15 protein-coding genes and 1 pseudogene are annotated in these 16,503 nt (G+C 57.6%); 5 read left to right on the top strand and 11 right to left on the bottom strand.

The window, feature by feature from the left end; all coding sequences use genetic code 11:
• Positions 1–572 precede the first annotated feature (572 nt).
• A complete protein-coding gene (locus BM190_RS35835) occupies positions 573–1,124 on the top strand; it encodes a hypothetical protein (protein WP_177237488.1) in 552 nt (183 codons plus the stop codon).
• A gap of 4 nt (positions 1,125–1,128) precedes the next feature.
• Here BM190_RS35835 and BM190_RS35830 read toward each other — a convergent pair whose 3' ends face one another.
• From BM190_RS35830 to BM190_RS40010, 9 genes are all read right to left on the bottom strand, one after another.
• The gene (locus BM190_RS35830) at positions 1,129–2,883 is read right to left on the bottom strand and encodes a phosphoenolpyruvate hydrolase family protein (RefSeq protein ID WP_143109152.1); all 1,755 of its coding nucleotides are present in this window, start codon (positions 2,881–2,883) and stop codon (positions 1,129–1,131) included.
• A gap of 54 nt (positions 2,884–2,937) precedes the next feature.
• Positions 2,938–4,044 (bottom strand): ABC transporter ATP-binding protein, encoded by a 1,107-nt coding sequence (locus BM190_RS35825; protein ID WP_092262221.1) that lies wholly within the window; start codon positions 4,042–4,044, stop codon positions 2,938–2,940.
• Complete coding sequence (locus BM190_RS35820; RefSeq protein WP_092262220.1) at positions 4,044–4,871, bottom strand: HAD-IIA family hydrolase; 828 nt, start codon at positions 4,869–4,871, stop codon at positions 4,044–4,046. The genes BM190_RS35825 and BM190_RS35820 overlap by 1 nt, the downstream gene beginning before the upstream one ends.
• Positions 4,864–5,634: an SDR family NAD(P)-dependent oxidoreductase gene (locus BM190_RS35815; RefSeq protein WP_092262219.1), complete on the bottom strand. Its 771-nt coding sequence runs from the start codon at positions 5,632–5,634 to the stop codon at positions 4,864–4,866. Before BM190_RS35815 ends, BM190_RS35820 begins: the two co-directional genes overlap by 8 nt.
• Positions 5,631–6,572 carry a ribokinase gene (locus BM190_RS35810; protein WP_092262218.1) on the bottom strand — a complete coding sequence of 314 codons (942 nt, stop codon included), beginning with the start codon at positions 6,570–6,572 and terminating at the stop codon, positions 5,631–5,633. The genes BM190_RS35815 and BM190_RS35810 overlap by 4 nt, the downstream gene beginning before the upstream one ends.
• The gene (locus BM190_RS35805) at positions 6,569–7,429 is read right to left on the bottom strand and encodes a carbohydrate ABC transporter permease (protein ID WP_092262217.1); all 861 of its coding nucleotides are present in this window, start codon (positions 7,427–7,429) and stop codon (positions 6,569–6,571) included. Before BM190_RS35805 ends, BM190_RS35810 begins: the two co-directional genes overlap by 4 nt.
• Positions 7,430–7,440: 11 nt before the next feature.
• Positions 7,441–8,403, bottom strand: a complete 963-nt coding sequence (locus BM190_RS35800) for a carbohydrate ABC transporter permease (RefSeq protein WP_092262216.1) — start codon at positions 8,401–8,403, stop codon at positions 7,441–7,443.
• A gap of 68 nt (positions 8,404–8,471) precedes the next feature.
• Positions 8,472–9,857, bottom strand: a complete 1,386-nt coding sequence (locus BM190_RS35795; protein WP_092262215.1) for an ABC transporter substrate-binding protein — start codon at positions 9,855–9,857, stop codon at positions 8,472–8,474.
• A 136-nt stretch (positions 9,858–9,993) separates the two neighbouring features.
• Positions 9,994–10,440, bottom strand: a complete 447-nt coding sequence (locus BM190_RS40010) for a hypothetical protein (RefSeq protein ID WP_143109151.1) — start codon at positions 10,438–10,440, stop codon at positions 9,994–9,996.
• A 384-nt stretch (positions 10,441–10,824) separates the two neighbouring features.
• On the opposite strand from BM190_RS40010, the gene BM190_RS35785 reads away from it, so the two are divergent.
• Positions 10,825–11,937 carry a hypothetical protein gene (locus BM190_RS35785; RefSeq protein ID WP_092262213.1) on the top strand — a complete coding sequence of 371 codons (1,113 nt, stop codon included), beginning with the start codon at positions 10,825–10,827 and terminating at the stop codon, positions 11,935–11,937.
• Positions 11,938–12,130: 193 nt separating this feature from the next.
• Here BM190_RS35785 and BM190_RS40005 read toward each other — a convergent pair whose 3' ends face one another.
• Positions 12,131–12,403 carry a hypothetical protein gene (locus BM190_RS40005; RefSeq protein ID WP_143109150.1) on the bottom strand — a complete coding sequence of 91 codons (273 nt, stop codon included), beginning with the start codon at positions 12,401–12,403 and terminating at the stop codon, positions 12,131–12,133.
• Positions 12,404–12,640: 237 nt separating this feature from the next.
• Here BM190_RS40005 and BM190_RS35780 point away from each other — a divergent pair, with 237 nt between their 5' ends.
• The 3 genes from BM190_RS35780 (at position 12,641) to BM190_RS35770 (ending at position 15,228) form a co-directional block, all read left to right on the top strand.
• Positions 12,641–13,084 (top strand): SET domain-containing protein, encoded by a 444-nt coding sequence (locus tag BM190_RS35780; RefSeq protein WP_092262212.1) that lies wholly within the window; start codon positions 12,641–12,643, stop codon positions 13,082–13,084.
• A 406-nt stretch (positions 13,085–13,490) separates the two neighbouring features.
• Positions 13,491–14,042, top strand: coding sequence for a MarR family transcriptional regulator (locus BM190_RS35775; RefSeq protein WP_244550846.1), 552 nt, complete (start codon positions 13,491–13,493; stop codon positions 14,040–14,042).
• Positions 14,043–14,736: 694 nt separating this feature from the next.
• Entirely contained in the window at positions 14,737–15,228 is a 492-nt protein-coding gene (locus tag BM190_RS35770) for a hypothetical protein (protein WP_092262210.1), read from the top strand.
• A gap of 602 nt (positions 15,229–15,830) precedes the next feature.
• On the opposite strand, the pseudogene BM190_RS35765 reads toward BM190_RS35770, so the two are convergent.
• Positions 15,831–16,096, bottom strand: a pseudogene (locus tag BM190_RS35765) (DUF3551 domain-containing protein).
• Positions 16,097–16,503: the final 407 nt, after the last annotated feature.

The raw sequence follows: 16,503 nt of genomic DNA, 5'->3' as shown, positions 1-16,503 counted from the left end.
CTCCCCGTTTGAGCCGACGACGGCAAGCGTAGCTGGCGGATCGTTTCTGGATTTTGGCTCCGCATGGTCGCGAGCTGTGCAATTCCGGGAAACCAGTTCTCGACCGCGCGGCGTGCGCGCTCCGACTCAAAAAAGATGCCGCTGCCGGAGTTTTCCAGCAGCGGCGCCAGTCAGGGAGGAAGCAGACGAGCCGGTCTGCTAGCGGATCCGTAGGGCGCAGATAGCTCGCCCGAAATTTTTTACCCGAGACGCTTCACGGGCCCTCTTTCACAGCGACGGAGCTCCTCAGTACCCTGCAGCAAATCGCATCCGACACTCGGGACGGGCGGACAGCCACTTAAGCAGCCAGGAGGAAACGGCCCCGACGACCATCCCTTCCCAGCCGAACCTTGCTCCTGCGCCAAAGAAAGCAGGGTGATGCTGCGATAACGATCGACGTCGTGGTCTAGACCTGGATGAAGCGGCGTGTAAGATCGGCGGAAGCATCAGTTGGGTAGGGTTGAGTAGAAACCGTGAGAGCCAATGTCTTAGGTCGCCTTGCCGCAAGCCTATCCTCGTCTCGCGGTGATCAGATGACCATCTATGCGCCGTCACTGCGGACCCTTCCACAGAACGCCATGCTGGTCATGGCCACGCTTCCCGTTATCGACTGGAACGGCTGTCTCCTGCGGGACTTGCAAGCGGGGCCTAAAGTACCCCCTTCCTGCTATGCGGCGATCGTTATGATCGACCCGTTTGCATGCTGGGAAGATCTTGGTGATTTGTTGGAAGAGGCAGGGATGACGGGAGTGACGAACTTTCCGCCTGCCTCCATGATTGAACGGACACCGGCAGGAGTGCCGCTCGATCGCGGTCAGGAGCTCGAGCTTCGCCGTATGGAGTGGTTTGCAAGCCGAGGGTTCAAAGTCCTATTTGTCGCGGCGGACGAGGCTAGGATGACAGCTGCAGAGCAACGGCTAGGTTCACAGCTGGATGGGTCCGTCCATGTGCGACCCGAGGCGCTTGCCGCGCCGATTGGATCGGATATCCGGCTCGTAAGCCTTGGCTCTCATGGCTCGTCGTCGGTACCGAAGTTCTCGCTGGAGCATGCCGCCACCGCCCAGCAGCCGCTCCGACGGGCATGAGGTCTTATTCGAGGATCCGCAATTTCTTGATCTTGTTGTAGAGGGTTTTGCGCGAAAGCCCGAGAGAGCGAGCAGTCTTGCCGCGGTGAAGCCGGTTTCTCTTTAGGCCCTCGATAATCCAGTCTCGCTCGGACAGCGAGGCCGTGGGCCGTGGACCTGAAGGTGGCTGCAACAGCGGCTTTAGCACCTCACCGGTGATGTGACTTGATGGCAAGGTCACGAGCTGGTTCACCACCTGCCGCAACTCGCGCAAATTGCCTGGCCAATCATGCCCGGCGAGCGAAAGGAATGCAGAGTTTTCGATCGTGAGCGTCTGGGCGCAGGAATCTCCTTTGGCTTCGACGGTGAAGTGTTGAACGAGTTGCGGCAGATCTTCAAGCCTGTCGGGTAGCGAAGGTAACTGGACATCCAGCCCGGTAAAAAGGTCGAGAAGCCGCGCGGACAGAACCGTTTCAAGACCAGCGCCTCGGGCCACCGTCGCGGTCGCAATGATCCGGGCGTGGGAACGCATGACAGTTACCCCGTTCAGAGGGGTAAACCCGCCCGTCTCCAGGTAGTCGGCGAGGCGCTCCTGGCCTTCGCGTGAAAGCTGGTCAACATGCAGCAGCAAGACGGCGCCGTCGCTAGACGCCTCCAGCAGTGACAATTGGCGTCGGCCACTCTCAAGCCGCTCGGCGCCGAAAAACGCGCCAAGTGTCTCCATCGCCGGACCGGGTCGGCAATGAAACAGCGTCGCCTTGGTGTGCCTGCGGTCGCTGAACGCGTGAACCAGGCTTGCTATTCTACGCTTGCCGGAGCCGACCTCTCCCCAAATGAGGACTGGGCTGGGGGTCGCCGCAACGCGTTTGGTCATCTCAAGGACGCGCTTCATTGCCGAGGACTGTGCGATAACGCCGTGCCTGAAGCCACTCAACTGCAGCTTCCTTTCGAGCAGATCCACCTTCTCGCGCAACAGGTGGATGGTCTTGAAGCCCGACGTCACCTCGAGGACCGACATCTCCAGAGGCACGCGGTCCAGCGAAGAGCCTCCGATGAACCCCTGGATTCCGGTTTCGCGGCAGATGTCCAGAAGCTCGTCCGGCTTTGTGATCGGGCCGCCCCCAAGCAAACAGACGGTGCTCTTGTTGACGGATTGAGCAACGCGCGCAACGGCATTTGTACGCGTTGCAAGTTCAGACAGGCTGATCGACGGATCGGACCCGCTTTCAACCTCGCGGTTTAGATTGAAGTTGATGCAAATGGCCTCCACGCCGGCTTCGACCATTCGGCGCGCTTCAGATTGACTGCGAGTATAGGCAATCGTCATCAGGCCGCGTTTTGCAGCCTTCACAAGGAGCTCGATCTCCCGGGAATAGCCCAGGCCGGACTGCTCGAGCAACGACCTGCGGTCATCGTCGATGTGTATGACCGAAGGGAAGTTGGTTACGCCAGCAAATCCCCATTTGATGATTCGGTCGAGCCAACGATCGAGATCAAGCTCGGGGTCGAATGTACAGGTGCCGAAGAAGACCGGCAGTTTCGTATTTGGTAGGATCTCGGTCCGTCCAAACCCCGCTACCAACTCGTTACTGTTGCGGATTGGAAGAATGGAGGCGGGCGAGGCCCCGCCCATGGCACGAAAACGGCCAGCATTGAGTGCGAGCACGAAATCGGCGCCCGCCCGCTCCGCGGCCCTGGCCGTCATGCCCGATCCGATCCCCGCACCAAGGACAAACGAACGGGAATTGCGGAAGAACTGCCTGATGCCGGCTCCCTTCACCTCAGTGGCCCGCGTGTCCGTCCCGAGCCGGCGTCATCGCACGGCTCGACAAGACTAGCTCCAACTCGCAGGCGCTTGCAACCGCCGAACCGCCTTTCCATTGCTCATGAACAAGTGGCAGTCGGCTGGAGCGGCTGTGAGAGTGAGCTTTCCGGCGCCTTTGCGCGAGCCGGATATTGGAGCCCTGGCCACGACGGTTTCGTCTCCAGCAAAACCGTAGATGTACGTGACGCTACCGAGATGCTCTACGAAATCCACCTCCAGTCTAATGGAGATCTCCTGCTGCACGGGCGAGGAGAAGTCATCCGGGCGGATTCCAACAGTGACCGGCTTGCCAACCAGCATTTTGTCGGGCTGGACCGGAACGGAGATCGTAGAACCGGCCTCCAGTCGGACGTCCAGGCCATCTTCGTGAGCTGCCTCGACCTTGCCGCCCAGGAAGTTCATCTTCGGCGAGCCGATGAATCCTGCCACAAAATGCGAGGCCGGATGGTGATATAGATCGTGCGGGCTGCCGACCTGTTCGATGTTGCCGTCCTTGAGGACGACGATCTTATCGGCCATGGTCATCGCCTCCACCTGATCATGCGTCACATAGATCATGGTATTTCCGAGCTGCTTGTGGAGCTTGGCGATCTGGACCCGCATTTGCACGCGCAACTCGGTGTCCAGGTTGGACAGGGGCTCATCGAACAGGAACACTTTTGGTTCTCGCATGATGGCGCGCCCGATTGCGACGCGCTGGCGTTGCCCACCTGAAAGTTGTCGAGGCTTGCGATCCAATAGATGGTCGATCTGCAATAGCGACGCTGTTGTGGCTATCTTGGAGGCGATCTCGGCTTTCGAGGCTTTGGCCATGCGCAGCGGAAAGGCCAGGTTCTCACTCACCGTCATATGCGGATAGAGAGCGTAGCTCTGAAAGACCATGCCGAGGTTGCGATCAGCCGCATCGATGTCGTTGACGAGCTCATTGTCAATGAGGAGCCGCCCACCGCTGATGGGCTCGAGCCCGCCGATCATCCGTAGTAGCGTGGATTTGCCTGACCCGGACGGACCAACGAAGACGACAAACTCGCCGTGATCGATGGTCAGGTCGATATGACGCAGGATCTCGATAGTCCCATATGCCTTCTTCAGGCCCTCCAGACGAACATTTGCCATTATGCCCTCCTCTGTCGCGCCTGAGCCGCGCGAGCAGCACTTACCTCAATTTCGCGCAAGCTCGATACCGTGAAGTCGGGGGCCATCAAGGACGGACCCTGAGGCGTCGGCACGCCGGTTGTAACAAGCACTGTGGAAAGACCCGCCCTCTTTCCGGCTTGAATATCCGTAGAAACTTGGTCTCCGATCATAATGGTTGAACCTCGGTTCGTACCAAGGCGTGAGAGCGCTGTCTCGATCATCGGCACTTGCGGCTTTCCAACGATCAAAGGCTGCACTTGCGTAGCGGCTGCCACAGCTGCAATCGTCGCACCAGCCCCAGGTTCAAACCCACTGGCCGTCGGCAGCAGAAGATCGGGATTGGTCCCGATGAAGACAGCTCCACCGAGGATCGCCTCAACGGCAATTCGCATCTTTTCGTGCGTGATATCCCGGTCCAGCCCCATCACGACGGCTTCCGGCGTTCGGTCAGTGACCTCCAGCCCAATATCGCGCATGGCCGTGACAAGCGAGGGAGCGCCGATGACATAGATTCGCGTCAAGTGCGGATAATTCGCTCGGATGAGTCCTGCCGCGGTGATGCCGCTTGTAACCACCTCTGACGGTGCGATCGAAAGACCAAATCCATTCAGCTTGCGGACGACGTCCACCGGGGTATGCGTGGAATTGTTCGTCACAAAACAGAACGGCACGCCGGCTTCCTGCCATCGCGTAAATGCTTCTATTGCATCCGCGATTGCGGTGCTGCCACGATAGACGACGCCATCCAGGTCCGAGATGATCCCTTCTATCGGCGGCCAGTTCACGTTCGAGCCGGTGCTAACCATTCATCAGCATCCCGCCATTCACATGGACGATCTGCCCGGTCATGTAGGATGCTGCGGGGCTGGCCAAGAACACCGCGAGGCCTGCGATATCCTCCGGCAATCCGACCCTGCCCAGCGGAATTCGGCCGCTGTGGCGCGCTTCGGTCTCCTCCCGCGGACGCGCGTGCATGGGTGTATCGATAATCCCGGGTGCAATTGCGTTGACGTTGATCTTGAGCGGAGCACATTCATAAGCGAGCAGCTTTGTCACGTCGTGCACGATGGCCTTTGACAAGCAATAGTCGGCGCCGCCAGCCTGGTAATTGAAAACCGCGCCTTGAGATGACAAGGAGGACCCGACATTAACGATGCGCCCCCCCTTGCTCTTCATGAAGCGCTCGATCGTGAGCTTGGCACACCGAACCACAGCGACGGAGTTGATCTGTATGGTTTTTTCTATTCTGTCGGCATTGCCGGTTAGAAGCGCCTGAGCCGATTTTATTCCGGCGTTGTTGATCAGGACATCGAGCCTGCCGAAGCGCTTGGCGATCTCATCAAGCACTCTGCCGACATCATCTTCTCGTGACACATCCATGCTCATAGGCAGGATGCCATTGCCGTGCGGCAAACGCGTCAGAATGTCCCGGAGGCTTTCCACATTAACGTCGGTTGCCAGGACGTTCGCACCGCCTTGACGGAAAGCATTGGCAATGGCTGAGCCAATGCCCCCACCTGCACCAGTCACGAGCACGGTCCTGTCTGCAACTGAGAACTGTTCGGTCATTCCAACTCCAAGATCGTTTGAGAATTCAGAAATTCGTCGACGGCCACACAGCTGGGCATCGAGCTTTGGGCGCCACGTCGCGTCACACACAAGGCGGCAACCGCGAGCGCCTTTTTGACCGCATCTCGTATCGGCAACCGGTGGGCAAGAGAGGCTGCGAAGGCTCCATTAAAGGCATCGCCCGCCGCGGTCGTATCAACGACCTTCACAGGAAATGCCCGGAGCGCAAAAGACGCGCTGGCATCAGCGTAGTAGGCCCCCTGCGCACCAAGCGTGATCAGGGCAGCTCTTGGCCCCAGATCGAGAAGCTTTCCGGCCGCATGAGCGGCGCTGTCGAAGTCGTGCACCTCGACACCGGTGAGCTCGAACGCTTCCGTCTGGTTTGGAGTGACGAAATCAACACTCCTCCACGCCGCCGCGGACAGGCCCGCCCTCACGGGGGCCGGATTGAAAACGAGATCGAAGCCCTTGACGCTCTTCATTGCAAAGAGTTGATTGAGCGCGGGGACCGGCATGCCCATCTCGGCAACAACGATTGCGTCCCGCTCAATGAATTCGGCCGCCTTTTCGACCATGCTTGGTGTGACATTTGCATTGGCGCCCGGGTCTATGACGATCATGTTGGAGCCGTCGTCACCGACAAGGACGAGAGCAGAACCCGATAACTCCCCTGGGCACACCGCTATGGCATCGAGACGGACACCTGCCTCACGCAGCGCTTGCAGCAAGGATCGACCGGCGTCGTCATCGCCAAGTCGGGTGTAGAACCTCGGCCGAAGGCCCAATCGAGCGGCGGCGACCGCCTGATTGGCGCCCTTGCCTCCCGCATTCCGTTTCAAGCTTCCCATCAGGCTTTCACCCGGCGTTGGAAGCCGCTCGACGTTGAAGCAGAGGTCGAGATTGGTCGTTCCGAAGAACATCAATGGTCTGGGGCTCATTTCACGGCCCCAAAGGTAAGACCACGTTCGAGATGACGCTGGCCAAGGATGATCAGGACGACCGGCACAATCATGGTCACCACCAGACCCGCAGCCATCACCGGATAGAACTGAACGCCCGGATTGAGCAGCTTGAGCAGGGCGACGGTGACTGGTGCTTTCGTCGAACTGAGGATCAGGCCGAGCGCGAAGTTGTGCCACGCGAGCAGGAAGATAAGCAAAGAAGCGCCTATCAAGCCGGGCTTTAGAAGCGGAAGAACGATGTGCCAGACAACCCGGAATGGCTTTGCGCCATCCATGGCGGCCGCCTCCTCAATGTCCTTTGGGATGTCCTCGATATATGAACGGCTCAGCCAAATGATCATTGGCAGCGTGACGACTTGATAGACCCAGATCATACCGAAATAGGTGTCATAAAGGCCGACTGTCTGGAACACGCTGAACAGCGGTATGACGACGAGGAGAGCCGGCGCGAAGCGGAAGCCCAGAATGAAGAATGCGATGTCCTCCTTCATAGGGATATCACGCCTCGCCAGGACGTAGCCTGCCGGTACCCCCGCGATGAGCGATACGAGCACCGCACCAAGCGAGATCACGACGCTATTGGTGACCGGGGTCAGGAAATCAACCTTGATGGTGCCGTAGCTTGTTGCCCCGGCGTGGGCGGCATCGAACAAAACGCGGAAGTTTTCAAATGTTGGAGTGAAGATAAAGCGCGGCGGCCAGATCATCACCTCGGCCTGCTGCTTCAGCGACATCATCACGATCCAGACCAACGGAAATGTCAGGATCAGCGTGCAGGCAACAACCAGCAGATTAAGGAACAAGCTTGCAGGCGTTGAGCGATTGAAACGCATGTCAGCCTCCTCTAGCTTACGCGCTGCCGGACCAACCGCCACAATTTAACCATGGCCAAGGTCCCGAGAAGCGCGATCATCCAATTGACAACCATGAGCGCGGCACCACGCCCGAAGGCGAGATTTTGAAAGGCCGTGATGTAGGCGCGGACGGAGAGCACGGAAGTACTGTCACCCGGGCCGCCCTGGGTTGTTCCGAAGATGATGTCAAACTGGTTGAGCGATTCGATCAGCCGAAACACTGCGGCGATCAGGATGTAGGGCGCGATGAGCGGAAGCTCGATATAGAGGAACGTTGCCCAACCCCGCGCGCCATTGACCCGCGCGGCCTCTCTGATCTCGTCATTGATTCCCTGCAAGCCGGCGAAGATGATTAGCGCAAAAAATGGTGTGTAAGTCCATATGTCGATGAGAACCAGCGAGAACATCGCCGTACTGGCGTCCGAAATCCATGCGAACCGGCCGATCCCGACAAGCGAAAGCAAATAATTCAGGATCCCATTCTGCGGGTCCATCATTGTGGTCCACATCAAGGCGACGCTCATTGGCGGCAGAACCAGGGGAAGGAGAATGACGGGCCGCATCAGCCGGGCAAGGTACACCCCACTTGCGAACAATTTGGCGAGCGCAAGCCCAAAGAACGCTTCAGCGAGCACGGCGGAGCAAGCATACGCCATAGTCGCCCGCACGCTATTCCAAAAATCTTGGGTCTTGATTGCCACCTCATAGTTGGTGAATCCAATGAAGCGAACCACGGGACGGCCAAACTTGAGATCGGTCAGTGATTGAAAGACCCCATAGAAAAACAGAAACAGAAATCCAAGCAGGATGATGATTGCGGGGGCAATCGCAGCAAGGCTCCACCAGTCAAGAGCATTCCGCTCGGCCTTTTGCACCTGCTCGTTTTTGGACGAGGCCAGCTGGTCTGCCGATGATTGTAGCGTCACGATTGCGTCGATGCCTTGAAGGTCCATCGCTCACTTCTCAAAAGATACTCGGGCGTGGTGGGGGCGGCAAACGCTTCTGCTGGCCCCCGACCGCCTTACATGGAGGAGCGGATCTCGGAGGCGAGGTCGGTCAAAGTCGCCTTCACGTCCGCGCCGTTGACCATTTTCTGCATGGCGACTGCCCAGGCGTTCATCGCCTCGGCAAATCCTGCGCGCGGCGTAAAGGCCAATGCAGCCCTGTCCTGCACGATTTTGAAGGTATCCACGAAGTTCGTGAATTCCGGTTTGGCCGCGTAATCGAGCCAAACCTTGTCGCTCCAGGTCGAGGCGCGCGGAGAGTTGACGAGCTTCCCGGCGACGGCACCGTTGAGCTCGACCTGCTTTGACGTTGCCCACTGGATGAACAGCCAGGCTGCTCCCTTTTTCTGAGAGGCCGCATTCATGGCCAGGGACCAGATCCAGATGTTCGATTCGAAATTCTTGCCGTTCGGAGCGCGCAGAGGGGGAGCGAATGCAATCTTGCCCGAAGCGGGCTTGCCGGCGACATCGTTCCAGAACCCGAACATGTTGGAATCGATCGCCATCGCCGTCCGACCCGAATTGATGCCATCGACCACCTGATACCAGTTGTCGTTGGCAAAGGATGGAGCAGCGCACTTCTTGATCATCTCCACATAGTCCTTGTGGAAGGCGACCGACTCGGTCGAATCGAGACCAGTTTCTAATTTGCCGTCCTTGACGACGAAGTCGTGCACACCATAAGACTTGGCAATCGAGATTGCGGCCGTGTGGATGCTGCTCCAAAAGCGGACTCCCCGCACGCCCAAAGGTGTGATCGCCGGATCCGCAGATTTCAGCTTTTCGCAAGCCGCGGACATTTCCGTTGGGGTTGTCGGAAGCTTGATCCCGTGCTTGTCCAGAATGTCCTTACGGTAGAACAATTGGATGTTTTCGAACCCGTGCGGGATAGCCCACACTTGACCCCGGCCCGCTTCGATTTGGCCGCCATTGACTTGCCACGTCAGCGCGTCACGCAATGCGGGGAAGAAGTCCTTGTAGTCATAGCTTGCCGAGGTGAGCTTGGGGTCGTTCAAATAGCGGTCGAGCGGCTCGAGCAGTTGACCGGGCGCGAGATCCCAAGCCGGCTGAATCCCCGTGCCGACGACGTCCCACGAGGGTGATTTTGTGCTCAGCTGGATGGTAAGCTTATTCCAGTAGGCGTCGTCCGGATAAAGCTCGGGCGTCACCTTGATGCCTGTCAACTTCTCGAACTCGGGCAGCTGTGCTGCAACGGCGTCAGCATATGGATGGATGTCGTAAGCCCACACGATCGAAGAGCCCTCGAACTGGCGCCAGTTGATATCCTGCGCTTTGGCCTGGACGAAAGATGCGGCCGCACCGGCCAAAAGCGTTGAGCAAATCAGAGCGGTTTTGACAAAATGAGCCGAATGGCCGCGCAAAGCGGCTAGCGTCCTTGGCATTAGTCCCTCCTCTGGGCTCTTTGGCCCGCAAATTCACGTGCCCTCCTCTTCCAGGGCCGCGCGTGTCGGGAACGCTAACCGTCATTTTCCGCCCATATGCACCCATTCAGATCGAAGTTGGGTAACATTGGGTAAGTCAAGAAAGCAGCATCACAGAAGCGCCGGAGTGGGAGATGATCAATGCAGGCGCATGTTCAGGCCGCGCGAAGCCCCGCGCAAAGAAGGATCGATCCTGGCCAACTGCTAGCGCTTTTGCATCAGTAGCTGGTTCAAACGCTCTGTTGATCCCGCCGCTCGTCCCAGACGCGGCGATCTTGTTCTTGAGTGGCTGCCAAGATAGACGATAACTCGCTGCAGAATAACGATACATTGTCGCAACCTTTCGCGATCGTCCATCGCACCGCCGATCTGGTCTCTCGACTGCCGTGCGCCGCGTGCGGCACAGTTCGGCAAGTGATGCGCCGTCCGAACGTCGCTCCGCAAGAAAGCCAAGTCGCTTGAAGAGGACGCCGTGGCCGAGCCGCTCACCATGTTCAATGAGCATTTTATCATTACGATCGGTTCGCTTGAGATAGGTACTCACGCGGATCCGACGCCTGCTGAATGCCGCCGCCCAATGCGGCATGTCGATGAGCGGTCCGAAGACCCTTTATGCCTTCGAATCAAAGGAGACTTTTCGCGATCCTATCCAGCGAGTGTTGTGGTCGTCCGATTTGAACAGATGGCGGTAGCGGTCCTTGACCTAAAGACTGCTACGGCCGGCAAAGGCCTGTTCAGGTCGGCCTCCATCCAGCAGGACACCGCGAAATGCCGCAAGGTGTGCCACTTGAAGCGCAGTCTTGCGCGTTTTTCGAGCGAAGTGTGGCGATCGGGCAGGCCCACGGCTCACCGAATTCTCTGAGTGCGTCAGCTTGTAGACAGCTGGTCCTAATAGAGCGAGAGCGACACACTCGAACCGGGGGCGGACATGGACCCATTTAACAGCATCAACCCATTCGACCGAGAGTTCGCTGCTTACAACGCCTCGGCGCCGCAAGCGCAACAGCAGCAAGCGGATTTTGAGCCGTACTTGGATGAAGTGCCGCAAGCTGGTACCTCTGCGGTCGCAGAGCATCCGGTTTCTGCTGATCCCTACTATCCTCATCTGTCGGAAGAAGGCCTTAGACTCGCCGAGATCTTGGGACGTAAGCACCAGAGGGCCGACCATTCTCATTTCCAACACGCAGTCACCGGACGCGAGGACGCCGCTGCCCTGGTGGGTGAGGACTGCACCGGCCAGTTGAGGCCTGCGAAGAGGCAGAGGACATTGAGCCAGACGGGAGGCGATGCTTTTGAGCGCCAGCTCAGCGAGACCGGCAATTCGGTCCCGCGCGAGCTGACGGAAAATGCCGGCACACCGTTTCAGCCGAGCGGCCAGTTTGTCCTTCCTGCGGAAGGCTACGATGAAGATCTGCTGTGGGCGATGATGGAAAACGCCAATCCATCGTCCTCTCTCGCCCCACCCGAGCGTCATGATCAGGCCGTGGATTTAGGAGCCACCGTTCGTTCCGTCAACTCGCGGCACGGCGACCAACGTACGTCAGCTCCGCTCGAGGGTAGCAGCGTCCTGCCGAGCCAGGACACCCCACCCGCTCCTTTCATAGTTCATAACGACCGCTTCACGGCGCTGTTCGTGCCCGCGGCGGCGATGAGGAGCAGCTCTCCACTCAATCTGTCAGGCGCACCCATTCATTTCGGATCTTCATCGGAAAGCGTTTCGCAGCCGAGCGCACAGCCGGCGAATCAGCCCTCGCCAGCACTGCTTGCACAGACGATGGAGCGAGCCGCTCCGGCGTCCGCCAGAGCTGAGACGAGGCCGCCCGCGGCCCGCGAGATATACGCCGCATCATTCGCCGTTCCTGAGAGCTTTTCGCACGGGACCCAACCCGCCCCAATCACGATGATCTCAAAGCTCGGCCACTGGGGCCTCTTGCCGGACGCAGCGCAGCCGATGAAGCAATACGACATTCGCGGCGAGCGTTACACCGCCCTCTTAGGGTCGGGAGGACCCAATGACGTTCGGCTCATCCATCATCCATGAATGTAGACGCCAGGGACAGCCGCTACGTGAGGAGTCAACACCGATAGCTCAGATGGACTATAATCAGCGATCTTGCAAGGCTTAGCCAGGTTCGGGGCATTGCAGATAAGCGGTGTGGCACCGATGCACCTGCAATTAGCGGCTCCTCGTCGAGCGGAACAGCTCTCTCCCTTTGTTTTTGTTCAGAGCGTGATCAAGTTGGCGAGCTAGTTTCACCGAGGCAATTGTGCAGCAAGATCGCTGGTCTACCGCCGACCTCCCAACGAGCGCTCTTTGCTGCAATACCTGCCCATCTCTCCAATTTTGTGCTGGGCGCCCCGAGGCCCAGGAACCAGTGGGCATTGACGCCTTCGGCCTGAAAGCGGCTTTTCAAAGCCTCGATGAAGGACTTGTCGGCGGCGCCGACGGCGAGAAATTCCAGCGTGCCGCCGCGCCAAAAGGTCCACAGGTCACGGTCGCGCGGCATGAACTCGCGGCCTCGATCAACGTGGATCTTTGTTCGTCCCACTGATTTGCAGCCCCTCCAGCGCCAGCACCATGGCGGTGCCGCGGATGGCGATCCGCACTAGGCTGCCGAAACGAACGCTGAGGAACTCCAAATTGTGATAGAGGCGCTATAAACGCCCCTACCAATTCGTGCAGGAGATTTCGCACCTGACGTCAGCTAGCTTGCTGGGTGTTAGTGATTTGGGAAGTTTCTTCAATGTTGATCGTTGAAACTATTTTGAAGCCAGACCAGTTTGGCGGCATCGGTCTTTTCTCCGCCACTCGTTTGCCTAAAGGTGCGTTAGTTTGGATTCACAACCCGATCGTAGACATTGCGGTGACGCCCGAACAATACGAGACTGTAGCTCCAACATTTCAAGCTTTGCTTGATAAGCATGCCTATCCGAGAGACCACAAGGTTAGTGACGGTGTGGTAGAGTATAATGCTGACAACGCTCGCTTCATGAATCACAGCAGTCATCCAAACACATATCAAGACGATCATTGCAGAATTTTCACAGCCCGTGACGTACAACCTGGTGAAGAACTGACTTGCGATTACTTGTCTTTCGATCCCGAGTGCGACTTATCATGGAATAAGGAGATATTGCCGACCTCTAGCTCCTGCTTTCTAAGCCTGGAGCCGGCTCCGACAGGTTGATCCTGCGCCGTACGCGTTGTTCTAGTGATTCAGTGAGCAGCTCTCGACAACCTGAAAATTTTCGCCGTCCAACCGCGTGGCGGAGCAGTGTCGCTTTTGTAGCGGACTCGCGACGTTCAGAGTGTTACACGCTGTAATCGCGTGCAAAAGCAGTTCATGAAGCCGTAATTCTGCATATAAAAGTTCATTTTTGAGTGATTTCACAGGGGCGAGTGTGTGAAGGTGCTTTGCACTCAGGCAGCTTCGGCACCGGACGTGCCTGCAAAGAAGGTTGGCAGGGAAGCGAGTTGGTGGGAATGCTCATTGACCCGAGATTCGACGCTTCGAAGTAGACGCATATCTAGTCCACCGCCAACTGCGCTCTCTCGCCCGGAATAGTTTTATGATGGAGGCTCCCTGAAATCTGATGCCGTCCAAGCTGCCAGGAATGAAAAGACGGCTCGGGAAGAGCTCTGCCGCCAGTCAGGATGTGCTCAGACGATTCACGTGGGAGATCAGAGCCATTAATGTGTGTCTGGACGACCTTCGCTCTTTCCAGGCGCATGCGCTGGGCCTTGCTTCACCACAAATGATGATCTTGATGGCGTTGATCGACTTGGAACAGGGCGACGGAGTTCCGGTCAACGTGGTTGCAAAGTTGATGAAGGTTGAGTCGGCTTTCATTACGAGGCATTCGAAACAGCTTGAGGATAAGCGATTTGTGCGGCGTAAGCGCTGCGCGAACGATGCACGAATCGTCAACCTGTCGCTAACCGACAGCGCTCGCAGACAACTTGCGAGCATTGCGGCACAGCAGGAAGAACTCGAGGAGTTCGTTTCTGGATATCTCGATATTACCGACTTTGCAAAGCTGGCTAGTTGCCTTAGCGGAGTCAGGCAACGGCTGGAAAAGGCCCGCCTGCACGCCGCGTTAAAGATGCAAGAACCTTCAAGAGAGCAGCAGCTACGGGACGCCTAGCGGTCAACACTTGAGCCCACGAACCTACTCGCCGCGGCGATCCCAACGAGCACAACCCAAATCCTGGATCGGGAGCTTGGATTTACTATGCCGCTCTGCAACACAGCTCGAGCCGGAGCCGAGTCATCAAATTCTGTGCTCCAAGCTATGGCTGTGCGCATACTAAAGGAGCGATGCGCCGACAGAAGCTCCAACGCAGCGATTTACGTCGAATCTAGCAATCGTTTCTGAATCTTGTTCCGCGAGACGATGATAAGCGATAACTCTGCGACACTTGGCCGATCCTTTGCTCCGAGGCGCGGTATTCTACGAGCGCCGCCCCAGGGCGCTATGGGCTATCCCTCGACAGCTCGTCGCGTCCTTCTCGGTTGCGCAGTTTGGACTAATCGTAAGAATGATTTCACCGTCTAATGTGAGGACAACTGATTGAGATGCGTTCATTTTGCACGAGGCAGCACCCTACACTTTGCTTGATACTTCTCTTCTGTTAGGAACGCATCATTTTTCAGCCAACCACGACGTGCCATCGAATTGCGCCTAGCACCATCGTCGATGTCTTACAGCAGAGAAGCAGGGTTTCCTGGACAATTGCACCAGCGGGCAGTCGGCTGGTTGAGAGCCATGGCGCTACATGATCAAGGGCGCCTGAGCGGAGGCGCATCCTGTATTCTCGCGTTTTCATAGCAATTGTCACATGACTCCTATTGAATCAATCAAACATTGGTACGTGTCCCTGGACGACGAACTTCAATCAGATATCGCGTATATGTTCGTATCTCTCACGCTCGGAGACTGCCAGTTTTCGCCTGCGGCAGCAGTTCGAAGACTGCTGCAATGGTTCGACCTGCGCAGCGCTGGCACGGAATATGAGGATGCGCTAGCCGCGGTCGTGTTTCGCGCCTCGTTCGAATACATGTTTGCCGACCGCTTCACAGCCACTGGATGGACCTTTCCCGAACAATTGTTCAAAGACATGATCCGCGAGGCTGCCGAAGGGAAAGAGGCAAGCAAGTTCGCAACGAGGGCATTTCGGTTGCTGCGTAACCTTCCGGACCGAAAAACGAAATGGAGAGAGGCAGGTGAGAATTGGAATGCCTTGGTCGACTCGGTACTCAACGATGATGCGTTGAAGCAATGGACCCACGAGCAAATCCTGGCGAGCGACTTCGGGCCGACGCAAGACTGAAAAATACCCGGAAGTATTCGAGAGCGTCGATTCGGAATGAAATTGCGTGAGGCCAGGCAACCCGACGATTAGAACGGCAACTTCCAAAGAGAGTAGAAAAGCCACCCGAGAGCGCCCCAAAAGAGCACGGCCGCGACAGCGAAATACAGTGATCTAACCAATAGCCGGTCTCCCTTAGGGATATTTGGCGATGTAGCATCGCAACAAGCAGGATAGCGGCGATTGCAGAAACCTAGGCGCCGTATTTCTGCTCGGAATTGGCGCCTAGCGGCCGAGTGCTCCATACTCGGGCAGCCAATCAAAGCGGTGGGGGCCGCCCTGGCTCAGCGCACCGGGCGACCCGTCTCCAATCTGCTACGGCCGCCGGCCCAAATCGACAACCGCAGCCGGCCCACTAATGTTAAGAAATACAGCCTGATAATTTTCGGCTTCTCGGGGGCTGTCTTGATGAATCTCGGGTCAGCCACTGCCTCCGCGGGGCTTGGCCGGCATCCGAGAAAAGGCGAGCGCAGAAAAGGTAAGGTGAACGAATGGCAACGGGAGCCTGCCCGGGGCAAATGTTTCAAATCCGCCGCTTGGCGTACCAGCAATTCTGATTCACATTAGCGCGATTGTCTTCCTTGCTGTTCGAAAGCGTAGATCGGATTGATGCCGCAATAGGCGTATGTATTGATGCAGTAGCCATGCACTGGTCATAGGTCGAGAACTGGCAAATGCCCGGATATCCCCAACTGCGTCCCTGCAAACAATAGACGTCCTGGCGTACCGGTGGCGTGTACGAATGAGCCCGCGAACCAGCCGTCGAACGCGATCCTGAGCCGACGAGGATGGGGAGTGAGAGCACTCCGATAAGGAGAAGGTAGCGCATGAGACCTCTTGCCTCCGTGAAGTTCACCAGAAGATACAGGATCTGAATTGTACCCCTTGATTTTAGTCAATGGCAGATTACCGGCGTCACTGCGCGGGCTAGCGCCGGAAAGAGGATTCAGCGTGACTGGTGCCCGCGGGCGCGACCGAAGTTGAGCGGGACCGTGGATACACAAAGGCGCAAGCAGTCGGCCCCACGGTACGGCTCCCCGGTCACGGGGGTCCTCGAACGTCGGTCAAACCTTGGCGCAGCTTTCCTGCTACTTTCCCCGGCAGAAACGACCGTTACATTCGCTTAGCTCCCCGTGACGAACACCGTGCGCTGGACTGCGTCATGGACGTTCTGGAAGCCTGCCTGATGCTAAGGGGGCGCCGCTATCGAGCATTGAAAAGCGCTTCGCGACCGAT

It is taken from the genome of Bradyrhizobium sp. Rc3b, assembly GCF_900114915.1.
Taxonomy (GTDB): Bacteria; Pseudomonadota; Alphaproteobacteria; order Rhizobiales; family Xanthobacteraceae; genus Bradyrhizobium.
This window is presented reverse-complemented; position numbering and strand designations above follow the sequence as displayed.